Origin of the sequence: Senimuribacter intestinalis (assembly GCF_943192965.1) — a bacterium.
GTDB lineage: Bacteria > Bacillota > Clostridia > Peptostreptococcales > Anaerovoracaceae > Senimuribacter > Senimuribacter intestinalis.
This window is the reverse complement of the sequence record NZ_CALPCF010000003.1, coordinates 107,436-122,213: the sequence shown is the minus strand read 5'-3', so window position 1 is coordinate 122,213 and position 14,778 is coordinate 107,436. Positions and strand designations below refer to the sequence as shown.

The window sequence follows — 14,778 nt, the reverse complement described above, 5'->3', positions numbered from 1 at the left end:
TTATTTCAAACCCAGACTGGTCAGCTTGTAGTTGAGGGCCTGTTTTGTGATACCAAGTGCTTTAGCAGCCTCAGTTTTTGTCGGATAAGAGGCTAGGGTTTTTGTTAGAAGTTGTTTTTCGAAAGCTGCCAGGTATTCCTGATAGGTGCAAGGCTGCTTACTGCTGTTTTCAGGTGTGGTGCTAGCACGGTCTCTCATGTAGTCCGGTAGGTCATCTGCAGAGATGAATGCATTCTCAGTTATAGCAAAGGCTCCCTCAAGCATATTTCGCAGTTCACGGACATTGCCGGGCCAGTCGTGCAGATGGAAAAGACGTATCGCTTCTTCAGTAAGGCCGCAGATATCCCGGTTGAATTTTTTATTAAATTGATCAATATAGAATGCCGTCAGGTGGTCAACATCACCCTGACGGTCTTTTAATTGCGGAAGTTTGAAGGAGATGATGTTGAGTCTGTAGAACAGGTCGCTTCGCAGATGCCCTGCCGCAATTGCCGCAAAGGGCTCTTCGTTGATGGCAGCAATGATACGAACATCGACATGAATTGGCTGATGGCCGCCAAGGTGAAGCACCGATTTTTCTTCGATGGCTTTTAATAGTTTTGCCTGCAGCGCAATATCTAGGGAGTTGATTTCGTCGAGAAACAGCGTGCCCTGATCTGCAAGTTCGATGAGTCCTTTGCGTGTAACGGCGCCGGTATAACTGCCCTTTTCTGTACCGAACAATGTGCTTTCCAGAAGATTGGCAGGAATTGCGGAACAGTTCAGGGAGATAAAGGGCATGGGTGCACGGTTGCTGGAGTAGTGCAAAGCTTGTGCAATCAGTTCCTTGCCGGTGCCGGTGCTGCCTTCAATCAGCACTGATGAATCCATATTACGTACTTTTATAATCTTCTGTTTTAGCTTTTCCATATCCGGGTCGATGGTAATAATATCATCGATCGTGTAGTTTTCAGCGCCTTTGCTTCGCCTACTGGAAAAATCCTGCACGCTGATATATTCGTTCTTGTATTCGTTGCCGATAAATTTAAGCGCAAGCGCAGCGCCAATGAGTTTTTTTTTATGATATAGCGGAAATACGCTGCTATAGCCTTTTACGTGGTCGCCTTTATAGGTGATGCCGTTTTCTTCATAGCCAATGATCGGCTGACCGGTCTTTACAACACTGTATACTTCGCTATTTTCTTCGCTGGCAGATGGGAAAATTTCAAAGAGATGTTTGCCGATGATTTCGTCGGCAGTAAAACTGTAAGTATCTGGATTGGTGATTTCACAATATCTGCAGATACAATCTGTATCAAAAATGGTAAGCTCATCGAAAAAATTCTGCATTTGAAAGACAGAACGAGCGATTTCTTCATAACGCATATCAGCAACCTCCGATTCGATCAAGAGTAAAAAATTATATTACTATTATAAAGAAAATTGATACGAAAGTAAACGGATATCTCAAGATTATGGCTGAAAATACTGATTTTTTGTTTGGCACGGAATTTGCTCTATATTACAGTAACGATATCGTAAACCAGCGAAAGGAGATAATAGTATGGAGTGGAAAGATATGCCCAGACGGGCGTATTACGAGAAATACGAGAGAATGGATGTAAAAAATGATGGGGGCTGGTATGAGGTTTATCGTCTGCCTAAGAATGTCTATGCGATTGCGGAACCGCGGCATTTTCAGGAAGTAAATTTCTTTCTGATTGTAGGAACAGACAGGGCGGTTTTATTTGATACCGGTATGGGAATTGTTCCTGTAAAGCCGCTGATTGATGAGCTTTATCAAGGGGAAATGATTGCGGTAAACAGCCATTTTCACTTTGATCATATTGGAAGCAATCATATTTTTGAACCAGTTAACAGCTGTGTGGATTCCTATGTGTCTGGGATTGCAAAAAGAGGACTGACTTGCGCAGATGTAGGTGCGCAGATGGATGAAGATATGTTTAAAGGAGGCTATCCGCAAGGTTTTGCACCGGACCGATATGCAGTGCCGTCGTATCAGGTAAAAGCTGTCAGGGAGGGGTATATCTTTGATTTAGGAAATCGTAAACTGCGCGTTCTGCATACACCGGGGCACAGTTTCGACTCCCTTATGCTGTATGATGAAGATAATAAAATTCTTTTTACAGGAGATACGTTCTATATGGGTGCATTGTACGCACACTTTCATTGTGCGCAGTTTGGCTGTTCGGACATATCTATGTATTGGCAGACGATGGACAGACTCAGCAGAGAGATTCCAGAAGATGTGCAGCTTTACTGCTCTCATAACGATTTTATTGCACCGGCAGCAAAGCTCAGAGAGACTGCAGAAGTGCTCCGCACGATTATAGAAAAGGAATCTGTACCGGATGGAGAAAAAGGTGTCGGCAAAGGTCATCAGTATCTGGAGGAAGAAAGCATTTTGTGTGAGAAAAAGGGCGATGGATTTTCTGTCGTATATACCAATGAAAAGGTAGAGGAGAAAAAGAAATGAACGAGAAAAAGAAATTTAAGATGCCTCACGTGTACATTTTATTGATTGGAATTGTTTTTGTTTGTGCGGTATTATCTTATATTATTCCGGCGGGTGCTTATGATATGATTACTCTTGAAAACGGAAAGGAAGTGCTGAATCCGGAAACTTATCACAGAATTGATCAGACACCTGTATCGTTAATACAGTTTCTGACTGCAATTCCAAGAGGATTACAAAGCAGCGCGTCCATTATCTTTCTGATTTTTATTGTGGGCGGAAGTTTCAATGTGCTGACTGAGACCGGTGCTGTAGAGTCAGGCCTTGGCAAGCTGGCAAAAGTAGCAGCCAGAAAAGAAATTTTACTGATTCCTATCGTGATGATTGTATTTTCTCTGGGTTCTGCTTTTGTGGGAATGGCAGAAGAGCTGATTCTGTTTGTTCCAATTATGGTTGGACTGGCAAAAGCACTGGGCTTTGACTCTATTACAGGTATGGTGATGGTTATGTCAGCGACCAGTGCCGGTTTTGCAGGTGCTGTAACAAATCCGTTTACGGTCTGTGTGGCACAGGACATTGCAGGGGTTCCGCTTTTCTCCGGATCTTCGTTTAGAATCGCAGTTTTTGTTGTAATGGTTGGGATTTCAATCATTTGTACGATGCGGTATGCGATGAAAGTAAAGAAGAATCCGCAGCTGTCGTCCATGTATGAACAGGATCGTTTGGAAATGGACAATGATGCAATGGCGAAGTTAAAAGAATTTGGAGGAAAGCAAAAACTGATTTTGCTTGCGTTTATTGCGTCTCTGATTCTGCTGGTTGTTGGTGTCACCAAATGGGGCTGGTATCTGGACGAAATTTCCGGACTCTTTTTCGGCATGGGAATTGTTGTTGCTGTTATTGAAGGTATGGGCTTTAACAACTATGCAAAGGCGCTGGGGAAAGGCATGGCGGAAATCGCAGCCGGCGCGCTGGTTGTGGGCTTTGCCAGTGCTGTTATGGTTACACTGACCGATGGAAATATCATGCACACAATTCTATATTATGTTGCAGGCGCAATGGAAGGGCTGCCGGCGGCAGTCAGTGCAGCATGTATGTTCCTGTTCCAAACTTGCCTGAATTTCCTGATTCCATCTGGAAGCGGTCAGGCAGCCGTTTCCATTCCGATTCTGGCGCCGCTGGGTGATATGGTGGGAGTATCCAGACAGTCGGTTGTTCTTGCATATCAGATGGGCGATGGTTTATCCAACATTATTATTCCAACAGGCGGAATCATGATGGCGGCTCTGTCTCTTGCAAAAATTCCTTACGAGAAGTGGGCAAAATGGATTTTGCCGGTTTTCCTCTTGCAAGTTTTAGCGGGCGTGATTATTATGGTAATTGCAGGTGTCATCGGGTATTAAAATGGAGGAATTGACATGTGGTCAGAGAAAACACATAAAAAGCTGCTCCGTGAAGGTCTTGCAGCTTTTGAAGAGGAAGCGTATGCTCTCAGCGATTGTATGGCGGCAAATCCAGAGCTTGGATTGGCGGAGTTTGAATCTTCAAAGAATATCGTAGCATTGCTTGAAAAGTATGGAATAGAGGTGGAATATCCTTTTGCCGGCATGGCGACAGCATTTAAAGCGTCTATCAATCCTGGAGGCAAGAAAAAAGCGGTCTTTCTGGCAGAGTACGATGCCCTGCCGGAAATAGGACACGGCTGCGGTCATTGTGCATCGGGAGCAGCAAGCGTTCTGGCGATTTTGGCAGTCAATGCAGTGAAGGCGCAGCTGGGTGATGTGCAAATTGATATCATCGGTACGCCGGACGAAGAATGGGGCGGCGGCAAAGTAATTATGCAAAGACAGGGCATCTTTGACCAATATGATTTTGCGGCAATGGTGCACATGATGGGCGAAAATCAGTCTGCGGTGCAGTTTTACGCCTTGGACGGCATGGAGTTTGTGTTTAAAGGTGCGCCGGCGCATGCGGCGGCATGTCCGGAGAAAGGAAGGAATGCGCTGAATGCAGTGCGTCTGTTATTTGAAAGTACAGATATGATGAGACAGCATGTCATTAAAGAAGCGATTATTTCAGGCTATATTTCCGATGGAGGAAAGGCAGCGAACATCATACCTGACAAGACCCGAGCGGTTTTTATCACTAGAGCGCCCAGAAGACATCAGCTCAACGATATTACAAGCTGGGTGAAAGATTGCGCAAAGGCGGCAGCAATGGCAACACGCACAGAAGTGGAAATTTTGCCGGCGGGCGAAGACTATGACGATTATTTTACGGGACCTCTAAAGGAAGAAGTGATGGACACTTGTTTTCATAGTTTGGGACTTGAAGTAGTCAGACCGGAAAATCAGGGCAATGGTTCTTCTGATATCGGGAATGTGGCGACCGCTTGCGCAGCATTCCACCCATGTATGGGCATTGGGAAAGGACTGGTACCACATACCTATGAATTTGCAAGAGCAATGACGACGCCAGCTGTCCATAAGGCTATTTTAAACAGTGCAAAGTTTTTGTTGGAATTGACCTATAGGCTGTTTACAGATGAGGAACTTTTGGATAAAATCAAGAAAGAACACTTTTCACTATAAGGAAAATTTCTTGAAAGTCGTTGGAAATCCAAAAACTTTCCTTGACACAGGCGTGGAAATATGATAACCTATTTCAGTAATGAAGAAGAAGTTATCCGCTTCTCACCTTTCAGACAGTCAGTTTGCTGGGTTAATAATTTTGAAACATGCGCGTTTTAGCGTGTTTTGAGGCGGGTACATGAAGTGCCCGCTTTCTTGTTTGTGTAGAAACCACAGGAGGTGCGAACCATTAGTAAGGAGAACAAGATCAACGAAGAAATTCGTGACAAAGAACTGCGTGTCATCGATGAAACCGGTCAGATGCTCGGTATTATGAGCAGAGACGAGGCGCTTGCTTTGGCAGATGAGAAGAAGCTTGACCTGGTCAATATTTCACCTAACGCCAAGCCGCCGGTATGTAAGATTCTCGATTATGGAAAGTACAGATACGAAATCCAGAAGAGAGAAAAAGAAGCCAAGAAAAAGCAGAAGAACATGCAGGTAAAGGAAATCAGACTGAGTACCTTTATCGAAGATCATGACATTCAGGTGAAGGCTAAGACCGCTTGCAAATTCCTGCAGGATGGGGACAAAGTCAAGGTGAGTCTCAGATTTAGAGGAAGAGAAAAAGACTATACTGCAAAAGGCCGCGAAGTTATGGATAAGTTCGCAGAATGCTGCAGTGAGGTCAGCACCATTGATAAGAAGCCGACATTTGAAGGCAGAAGCCTTACCATGTTCCTGGCACCGAAAACTGATAAGTAAAACTTTGTATTAACATAGGAGGAAAAAATCATCATGGCAAAGAATAAGATGAAGTCCCACAGAGGCGCATGCAAAAGACTGAAATTAACCGGAACCGGTAAAATCAAGAGAAACAAGGCATACAAGAGCCATATTCTTACTAAGAAGACTCCGAAGAGAAAGATGGGTCTTAGAAAATCCACAATTTTAACCAGTGCTGACACTAAGAGAATGTTAAGATCAATGGCAAAATAGTTTTAGGAGGTAATGAATCATGGCAAGAGTAAAGAAAGGCGTAAACGCCCACAAGAGACATAAGAAAATTTTAAAATTAGCAAAGGGTTACTATGGACAGAAGAGCAAGGTCTTCAGAGCAGCTAACCCTGCAGTAATGAGAGCGCTGAGATCTGCTTACGTTGGCAGAAAGTTAAAGAAGAGACAGTACAGACAGATGTGGATCGCAAGAATCAACGCTGCTGCAAGAATGAACGGCATGTCCTACAGCAGACTGATGGACGGTCTTAAGAAGAGCGGTATCGAAATCAACAGAAAGATGCTGTCTGAACTGGCTATCCACGACGCAGCTGCATTTGCACAGCTTTGCGAAACTGCAAAGAAGAACTGCGGAAAATAAATCATATAATAATTTGAGAAGATGGAATGAAGTCATCTTCTTTTTTTAGGAGTTTCTGTCGCGTTAGCCCAGTGTGCATATTTCAGGCGATATTTCCTAAAATATGCACAAATGTGTGCATAAAATCAAAGAAACTGTCGAAAATATGCACAATCACAGGAGTTTGCGCCGTTAAAAGCGTGTTGATAGACCTGTCTGCAGGCAAAAAGTGCATACATTCTATGATTTTGTAAGAAATATGCACAGACTTTCTGAAGAACGTGCATATTTTGAGGGAAAACTTGAAATTTATGTACAGAGGGCATTGCTAGCGGGCATTGTCTGCGGGAGAGAAGCGGGAAAAGCAAATTGCACCAAAATTGTATCTGATACAAAATAGTAGATGTATCATAAAAAATGTGATACAATGATGACAATGAATACGTAAAGAAAGTAGGTTGGAAAAATGCCGAAACAAAGAAATTATATGGTCAATTCTCCTCATTTATATAGCGTGTTTTTTGCACCCCGAGGAAACAGGCGTATGCTGGAGCTGGGGATGCAGATTGCGCAGCAGTATTTGGATCCGGAAGATAAACTCATTGGAATTATCGGTGAGGCAGGCGCCGGAAAGAGCATGCTGATTAAGGGCATGTTTCCGGGTCTGGACCTCTGCAATGATGACAGCGGCGTCAATGTAAGACCACTGCCGATTTTAGATGTAGACGAAGACGAAGGGTTTTATGCACCTCATACTTATCACATGGATGTGCGCTTTGAGTCTGCATTTACACAAATGCACGAACTGGCAGAAGCGACCGAAAAAGCCATTAAGAAAGGGCGCAGAGTCATCATCGAGCACTTTGAACTACTGTTTCCTTTCCTGAAAACCAACGCACAGCTTTTAATCGGTGTAGGGGAGCAGATTATCATTACCAGACCGAACTTATTTGGACCGCTTCCTCAGGATATTGCGGAGACTGTGCACAAGTCCGTTCGTTATCGTAAGATGGCGCATACCGCAGAAGACCTTGTGGAGCACTGCATGCCCCAGGAGCTTTTCCAAAAGTGCTATCATGGAGATATCAAGAGAGGCTTTTCTTTGGGCTTTAAGGAAAAACCGGATATCGACATCGATGCGCTGAAAAATGCAGTCAACGAATACATCGCTCAGGATCTTTCTGTCAGCTTTTTTGACGAGGATCACGTGAAAATCGGCGAGTTGGTACACCCTTGCACGGGTCCTAGAATCCACGTCCGTTCTACCGGCGAGATTGAAAACTTCCGCCTGCTGAAAGAAATCTTTTATGACTCCATGCAGGAGATGTATTTGATTATTGGGCTTGTAGGCGAGCGCTGGGATGTGGAAACGGGTGACTTGAACAGAATTAAGCTGCATATTTAAGGAAGGAATATATCATGAGAGAAATCAAAGCAGAACAGATTACGCAGACGGTCAGAGACCTTTGTATCGAGGCAAACTGCCATCTGCCGGAGGATATCAAAGGGGCTATTGCAGGGTGCAAAGCCTGTGAGCCTTTTGACATTGCAAAAAATATTTTAGATAAAATCGAAGAGAACTATCAGATTGCAGATACAGACAACGTGCCAATCTGTCAGGATACCGGCCTTGCCTGCGTTTTTCTTGAGATTGGGCAGGAGGTGCACATCGACGGAAATTTGAAGGAGGCTGTAGACGAAGGCGTGCGCCGGGGCTATACTGAAGGTTTCCTGCGCAAATCCTGCGTCAAGGATCCCATCGATAGAGTCAATACAGGAGACAATACGCCGGCGGTGATTTACTATGACATCGTGCCAGGCAACGCCTTAAAAATTACCGTTGCGCCAAAGGGCTTTGGCAGTGAAAACATGAGCCAGATTAAGATGTTGAAACCCTCTGACGGTCTTGCCGGTGTAAAAGAATTTATTCTGAAGGTGGTAGAGGATGCAGGACCTAATCCATGTCCGCCTATCGTGGTGGGCGTAGGCATTGGCGGCACCTTTGACAAAGCGGCATTTCTTGCGAAGAAAGCACTTATGCGTCCGGCAGATGAGAGAAATGCAAATCCGTTCTATGAAGACCTTGAAAAAGAAATGCTGGAGAAAATCAACGCACTTGGTATTGGACCGCAGGGCTTTGGCGGAAAAACCACGGCGCTTGCAGTCAACATCGAGACCTTGCCAACCCATATTGCAGGGCTTCCGTGCGCAGTCAATATCAACTGCCATGTAACCAGACATAAGAGTGCAGTATTATAGAAGGAGAGGCGGAAAGATATGGAGAAGAAAATTACGATGCCGCTGACGGCAGATAAGACAAAAGACCTGCGCGCAGGAGATAATGTACTGATTAGCGGCGTGATTTATACGGGAAGAGATGCTGCTCACAAGCGACTTTGCGAACTTTTGGCAGAGGGAAAGACGCTTCCCATCGATGTGAAGGACAGTATTATTTACTATGTAGGTCCTGCGCCGGCAAAACCGGGTCAGGTGATCGGTTCTGCGGGGCCAACCACCAGCTACCGTATGGACGCATATGCACCGGCGCTTTTGGATCTGGGACTTAAGGGCATGATTGGAAAAGGCAAGCGTTCGCCAGAGGTAATCGAGGCCATGAAACGAAACGGTGCGGTATACTTTGGCGCCATCGGCGGAGCTGGGGCGCTCCTTGCCAAGTGCATCAAAAAAGCGGAAGTAGTCTGCTATGAAGATTTGGGCGCAGAGGCGGTGCGCCGTTTGGAAGTGGAAAACCTTCCGGCAGTTGTGATCATCGATAGTCAGGGAAATAATTTGTATGAAGACGGCAGGAAAGCATATCTTGCCGTGGAGAAATAGCTATGTTTGTGGATTTTAAGCTGGATACGGCAAGTCAAAAGCCGATTTACAAGCAAATTGCGGAGCGGATTTCCGATGCAATTAAAGACGGGAAGCTGGCTGCGGGGTTTAAATTGCCAACGGTGCGGGATCTTTCCGGAGAAATCGGTGTAGCGTGCGGTACCATCAAACACGCTTATGAGTATCTGGAAGAACAGGGTTTTGTAGAAATGGTGCAGGGCAGCGGTTCTTTTGTCATAGATCAGAAAGAGGATTTTGCCAGCCGTAAAGAAAAAGCCATGATAGCAATCGACCAACTCTTCACCAGACTGGAAAGTCTGGGGTTTACGCCGAGAGAAATGGAAATCTATCTAGATCTGAAGCTGAGGGGGCTTGCGGAAAAATACGATGTGGTGAAGGTTGCTTTGGTGGACTGTAATCCTGAGACGCTACAGATGATTGAGGGGCAGCTTTCCCAGATTGGCTATGCTGAGACGGCAGCCTTTGATCTTGATAGAATCGAGGAAGCAGCGGAAAGTCTCAATGCGGATTACGATTTGATTTTAACTACGTCCACCCATTTTACAGAGGTGGAATCCTACCTAAGAAGCAATAAACCGCTTGCGATGGTTGCCATGACGCCGTCGGTGCATACCATTGTCCGTCTGGCTAAAATTGGAGATACGCAGAAGGTGGGCATTTTCTGCGCCAGCGACGCATTCGCGGGTGTAGTCAGAAATAACTGCCAGGGGCTGGGCAGCTGGAGTGAAGGGATGGCGACGCAGCTTGCGGGGTTCTTTGGAAAAGAGGAACAGTTCTTTGCTGAGAACGATGTAGTCATCGTGCCGGAAGGCTATGAAACCTTTATCGCGTCTAAGGAAAAGCAGTTTTTGCGCAGCTTTTGCGAGCGGGGCGGGGAACTGGTTTCCTATAGTTATAAGGTGGACAAGGGGTCTTTTCTCCACGTGGTAGATCAGATTAAACGGGTGATGAACAAGAAGCGGAGCATGTGATTGCGTTATCTGTGATATTTAATCGCAGGGTCAGAAGAATGTATTGCGGGAGATACGCGTTTTCAGATTGCGGTTGTGCAGATGATGCGATAAAAATTGTTTCTACACAACTTTTTGTTGGTTCGGTTGTGCAGGGAAAGCTTGAAAAAAGTAATTTGCACAACTTTTACGAAAATCGTGGCGTTTAATATTATGTATGTTGTGCAAAGCAAGATAAAAATGACTCGTTTTGCACAACTTTTTTGATGAAAAAAATGTTTTTTCGCGTTACGGAGCGCAAAAGTTGTGCAAGAGGCAGCGTGGGCAGTAGGATTTGCACAACCAGCAGGAGTGGAAGTTGTGCAAATTAGTGATGAAGTGGCGACATATGCACAATCATATGCAAAACCTGCCGTAGAAAAATACCAGGAAACTGGATAGAAGGAATTGCACCCTTCTCAAAATCGGTCAACGGCTTTATAATAGAATAAAGTCGGTCGGGAATGGAGGAGTTACCGTGAACGAAAAATTTTTTTCTTTGCCGGAAGAAAAACAGCAAGCAATCATCAATGCAGGTTACAAGGTTTTTCGCAGAATACCTATCATAACAGTCCTATGCGTGAAATCGCAGAGGCAGCGGGAATCAGCAAATCGCTGCTGTTTCACTATTTTCACAACAAGAAGGAATTATATCTGTTTTTGTGGGATACTTGTGCAAAGAAGACCATTGCATATTTGACTGAATGCGAATGCTACAGTCAGCAGGGGTTGTTTGAGAGTATGGAACGGGGCATGCGGGCAAAAATGGAACTGATCAGTCAGTATCCGGACATGGCGAATTTTACCATCAAAGCATTTTACGAAAAGGACCCGGAAATCTGCGCAGCTGTTTCTGAAAGCTATCACCGGTATTTTAACCTGAAAGCGGATCGCGCCCGTATCAACTTTGATCCGGCGCAGTTTGTGCCAGGACTGGATATTCCCATGATGTACAGGGAGATGTACTGGGCGTCGGAAGGATATCTGTGGGAGATGGTGCAGCGAGGACCTGTGAATACCGCAGAAATGGAAAAGGATTTTACCAGACTGATCGCATTTTGGAAAAGTATTTATCTTCGGAAGGAGTGACGAGATGGATGCAATCAAGTTAGAAAATTTGACTAAATATTATGGAAAAAACCGGGGAATCTCTGGCGTCAGTCTGACCGTTTCCGAAGGAGAATTCTTTGGATTCATCGGTCCCAACGGCGCAGGGAAATCTACGACAATCCGCACGATGATGGGGCTCATAAAAAAGACCGGAGGAGACGCCTGGGTGAGCGGACTTGCTGCTTGCGAAGAAAGAGAGCAGATTCTTGCCAGGACTGGATATCTTCCGTCGGAAGCAATTTTTTATCGCGGAATGCGGGTGAAAGATATCTTGAAGCTGTCTGCGGACTTGCGAAAAAAGGACTGCAGAAAGGAAGCTGTGCGGCTTTGTGAAAGATTACAACTTTCTGAGAAACGAAAAGTGGAGGAACTCTCTTTTGGTAACAGGAAAAAAGTCGCCATTGTCTGCGCGCTGCAGCATCAGCCGGAAATTTTAATTCTGGACGAACCGACCAGCGGTCTTGACCCACTGATGCAGAAAGAATTTTTTGAAATTCTTCGGGAGCGCAATGCAGATGGAACGACTATTTTTTTGTCCAGTCATATTTTGTCGGAGGTGCAGCGAAATTGCAGCCGCGCCGCCATCATTCGAGCAGGAAAGATCATTGCCTGCGATCGGGTAGAAGCCCTTTCTCGCACCAGCGCCAGGCGTGTTGCGGTTTGCGGCAGCGTAAATCTTGACGGACTTTGCGGAATTCGTGACCGGAAAGAGATTGCGGGGCAGACCAGCTTTCTTTACAGCGGCGATATGAACAAGTTGCTGAGAAGGCTTGCGGATGGACAGATTGCGGATCTCGCCGTATCTGAGCCGGATTTGGAAGAGGTATTTCTTCACTATTATGAAAAGGATGGTGAGGCGCTGTGATATTGGTTAGACATGAGCTGAGACAGGGTCGCGTTTCGTTTTTGATTTGGACCGCGGCGATTTCTTTTCTTCTGGCAGTTTGCATCTTCCTCTTTCCGGAGATGAAAGGACAGATGGAGAGTGTTGGCGATGTGTTTGCTTCCATGGGCTCTTTTTCCGACGCTTTTGGAATGGACCGTCTGAACTTCGGCAGGCTGACTGGGTTTTATGCTGTGGAATGCGGTAATGTGCTGGGGCTTGGCGGCGCATTCTATGCCTGTCTGTGCGCGGCTGGTATTTTGAGCAAGGAAGAAAAAGATGGAACGGCTGAATTTCTGCTGACCCATCCGATTAGCCGCAGGCGGGTCGTGACAGAAAAACTCCTTGCGGTATTGGTGCAGGTGACGGCGATGAATCTGCTGGTTTATGGGATTTCTGTGTGCGCTATAGCGGCGGTAGGTGAAGCGATTCCCTGGAGGGAAATCAATTTGCTGCATCTTGCGTATTATCTGCTGCAACTGGAGCTGGCGGGGATTTGCTTCGGGATTTCTGCTTTCACACGTAAAGGCAGCGTGGGCGCCGGACTTGGCATCGCTTTTATGATGTATTTTCTGAATCTCATTGCCAACATTGCGGAAGCGGCGGCGTTTTTAAAATATGTGACGCCTTTCGCCTACTGCGAAGGAGCGGATATCGTGACAGCGGGCAGTCTCGATGGGACACTGGTCGCAATCGGGATGGTAATTGGGCTGCTTGGGATTGGAGCCGGCTATTTGCGGTATGTAAAAAAAGATATTTATTAAATCATGTTCTCCCGATTGGATTGGGCGCTAAGATGGAAGCAGGTGAGAATCCTGCACGGTACCGCCACTGTAAGGGAGAGTTCTTGTTCGAGGGTTTTAGACTAGCCCCTGGAAACGGGAAGGTGAGTAAGAACGATGCCCTTTGAGTTAGGAGACATGCAGAAAATACGGGCTGCACCATTTTGGTGCAGCTTTTGATTAGTCAAATCCAGGAAATTGTCTAGTTCTAATTTTTGAAAAGTGCAGTATAATATGTTACGAAAAAAAGGAAATATATCTTCATAGAGACGAATAAACTGGAGGTGGAATATTTTGGTAAAGGATGTAAAACATATCATGGAAAGAAAAGCCTTCGAAAAAGGCTTGGAGTCGATTATCAACAAGGGACAGGAAAAGGATTTGACCGAAGTTATGCTTCCTATGATTAATATGCTGGAGAAAATTTTAGGAGACGCATGGGAAGGTTCTTCCTATGAACTTTTGAGAAAGCTGGCAAAAGACCCGAATAGCAAGTGGACCCATTATACACAAAATATTTTGCGCAATGTGGATCCGCATATTTTGAAGACCTTTGCTTTAAATGCCGGATATGAGTCTGGTTTTCGTGGTTACAAGACTTCTCTGAAAATGTCTGAAAGATACCAGTGCAATATTCCATGGATTATTCTGATGGACCCTACAACAGCGTGCAATATGCACTGTACCGGTTGTTGGGCTGCGGAATATGGCGATAAAATGAACCTTTCTTTTGAGGATATGGATAGAATTATCACAGAAGGTAAAGAATTGGGTATTCACGCTTTTCTGTTCACCGGCGGCGAACCGCTGATTAAGAAAAAGGAAATTATCCGTCTGTGCGAAAAACACAGCGATTGTGCATTTCATGCGTTTACCAACGGTACACTGATTGATGAAGCATTCTGTGACGACCTTCTTCGAGTAGGTAATTTCTTTGTATCGGTTAGCATTGAGGGTTTTGAAGAAAGCAACGACGGGAGAAGAGGAGAAGGCCATTTCCAGAAAGCCTTGGCGGCGATGGATTTGATGCATGAAAAGAGAATTCCTTTCGGTGTGTCGATTTGCTATACGAGCAAGAACTATTTGACTGTAACCAGTGATGAATTCCTGGATATGCTTATCGATAAAGGCTGTGTTTTTGCATGGTATTTCCATTATATGCCGGTGGGTGTCAATGCGAGTACAGAACTGCTTTTGACACCGGAACAGAGAGTTTATATGCACGATAAAATCAGGGAAATCCGCGGTATTACAGGTGGTAAAGAGATATTTGCGATTGACTTTCAAAACGATGGAGAGTTTGTACATGGCTGCATTGCGGCAGGGGAAAGGTATTGCCATATCAATGCCAACGGAGACGTGGAACCTTGTGTATTTATTCACTACTCCGGCGCTAATATCAAAGAAAAGTCACTTCTTGATTGTTTGCGTCAGCCGCTATTTCTTGCATATCGTGATGGACAGCCGTTTAATGACAATCATCTGCGGCCTTGCCCTATGCTGGAAAACCCAGGAATTCTGCAGGAATTAGTAAAGAAGACCGGAGCAAAATCTACGGATTTAGAAGCGCCGGAATCCTGTGAGCATCTTTGTGGAAAGTGCACAGAATATGCAAAGAACTGGGCGCCGGTGGCAGATAAACTGTGGGAGCAGGATAGGAAATAAACATATGCTGCAAGAGATAAGCTGCGCTGTTTGATGAGGAAATATCAAGCAGTGCAGTTTTTTTAAAATTGACTATAAGTCATTGACTGATAGTCAATTATACAGTATAAT

At 45.1% G+C, this 14,778-nt stretch carries 15 protein-coding genes, 1 riboswitch and 1 other annotated feature; of the genes, 14 read left to right on the top strand and 1 reads right to left on the bottom strand.

Features of this window, described 5'->3' with window-relative positions:
* The gene (locus tag NFR88_RS03985; RefSeq protein WP_160200583.1) at positions 1 to 1,365 is read right to left on the bottom strand and encodes a sigma-54 interaction domain-containing protein; all 1,365 of its coding nucleotides are present in this window, start codon (positions 1,363 to 1,365) and stop codon (positions 1 to 3) included.
* Between the two features lie 178 nt (positions 1,366 to 1,543).
* Between NFR88_RS03985 and NFR88_RS03980 the strand changes: the two genes are divergently transcribed.
* From NFR88_RS03980 to NFR88_RS03915, 14 genes are all read left to right on the top strand, one after another.
* The gene (locus NFR88_RS03980; protein WP_160200582.1) at positions 1,544 to 2,476 is read left to right on the top strand and encodes an MBL fold metallo-hydrolase; all 933 of its coding nucleotides are present in this window, start codon (positions 1,544 to 1,546) and stop codon (positions 2,474 to 2,476) included.
* Positions 2,473 to 3,858 carry a YfcC family protein gene (locus NFR88_RS03975; RefSeq protein ID WP_160200581.1) on the top strand — a complete coding sequence of 462 codons (1,386 nt, stop codon included), beginning with the start codon at positions 2,473 to 2,475 and terminating at the stop codon, positions 3,856 to 3,858. The genes NFR88_RS03980 and NFR88_RS03975 overlap by 4 nt, the downstream gene beginning before the upstream one ends.
* Before the next feature lie 15 nt (positions 3,859 to 3,873).
* Positions 3,874 to 5,046 carry a M20/M25/M40 family metallo-hydrolase gene (locus tag NFR88_RS03970; protein WP_251613665.1) on the top strand — a complete coding sequence of 391 codons (1,173 nt, stop codon included), beginning with the start codon at positions 3,874 to 3,876 and terminating at the stop codon, positions 5,044 to 5,046.
* 76 nt (positions 5,047 to 5,122) lie between these two features.
* Positions 5,123 to 5,251: a sequence feature (ribosomal protein L20 leader region), on the top strand.
* A gap of 14 nt (positions 5,252 to 5,265) precedes the next feature.
* Entirely contained in the window at positions 5,266 to 5,790 is a 525-nt protein-coding gene (gene infC, locus NFR88_RS03965) for a translation initiation factor IF-3 (protein WP_160200579.1), read from the top strand.
* Between the two features lie 33 nt (positions 5,791 to 5,823).
* Entirely contained in the window at positions 5,824 to 6,024 is a 201-nt protein-coding gene (rpmI, locus tag NFR88_RS03960; RefSeq protein WP_160200578.1) for a 50S ribosomal protein L35, read from the top strand.
* 19 nt (positions 6,025 to 6,043) lie between these two features.
* On the top strand, positions 6,044 to 6,403 hold the full coding sequence (rplT, locus tag NFR88_RS03955; protein ID WP_160200577.1) for a 50S ribosomal protein L20: 360 nt from the start codon (positions 6,044 to 6,046) through the stop codon (positions 6,401 to 6,403).
* 523 nt (positions 6,404 to 6,926) lie between these two features.
* A complete protein-coding gene (locus NFR88_RS03950; protein WP_243150974.1) occupies positions 6,927 to 7,787 on the top strand; it encodes an alanine-tRNA synthetase second additional domain-containing protein in 861 nt (286 codons plus the stop codon).
* A 14-nt stretch (positions 7,788 to 7,801) separates the two neighbouring features.
* Positions 7,802 to 8,641, top strand: a complete 840-nt coding sequence (locus tag NFR88_RS03945; protein WP_251613662.1) for a fumarate hydratase — start codon at positions 7,802 to 7,804, stop codon at positions 8,639 to 8,641.
* Between the two features lie 18 nt (positions 8,642 to 8,659).
* Positions 8,660 to 9,217, top strand: coding sequence for a Fe-S-containing hydro-lyase (locus tag NFR88_RS03940; RefSeq protein ID WP_251613659.1), 558 nt, complete (start codon positions 8,660 to 8,662; stop codon positions 9,215 to 9,217).
* 2 nt (positions 9,218 to 9,219) lie between these two features.
* Positions 9,220 to 10,209 carry a GntR family transcriptional regulator gene (locus NFR88_RS03935; protein ID WP_251613657.1) on the top strand — a complete coding sequence of 330 codons (990 nt, stop codon included), beginning with the start codon at positions 9,220 to 9,222 and terminating at the stop codon, positions 10,207 to 10,209.
* Positions 10,210 to 10,716: 507 nt separating this feature from the next.
* Positions 10,717 to 11,316, top strand: a complete 600-nt coding sequence (locus NFR88_RS03930; protein WP_371874436.1) for a TetR/AcrR family transcriptional regulator — start codon at positions 10,717 to 10,719, stop codon at positions 11,314 to 11,316.
* Between the two features lie 4 nt (positions 11,317 to 11,320).
* The gene (locus tag NFR88_RS03925) at positions 11,321 to 12,202 is read left to right on the top strand and encodes an ABC transporter ATP-binding protein (RefSeq protein ID WP_251613651.1); all 882 of its coding nucleotides are present in this window, start codon (positions 11,321 to 11,323) and stop codon (positions 12,200 to 12,202) included.
* Entirely contained in the window at positions 12,199 to 12,984 is a 786-nt protein-coding gene (locus tag NFR88_RS03920) for an ABC transporter permease subunit (RefSeq protein WP_251613646.1), read from the top strand. The genes NFR88_RS03925 and NFR88_RS03920 overlap by 4 nt, the downstream gene beginning before the upstream one ends.
* Positions 12,971 to 13,162, top strand: a riboswitch (cobalamin riboswitch). Its footprint overlaps the gene before it by 14 nt.
* Before the next feature lie 134 nt (positions 13,163 to 13,296).
* Entirely contained in the window at positions 13,297 to 14,667 is a 1,371-nt protein-coding gene (locus tag NFR88_RS03915) for a radical SAM/SPASM domain-containing protein (RefSeq protein ID WP_330588332.1), read from the top strand.
* Positions 14,668 to 14,778: the final 111 nt, after the last annotated feature.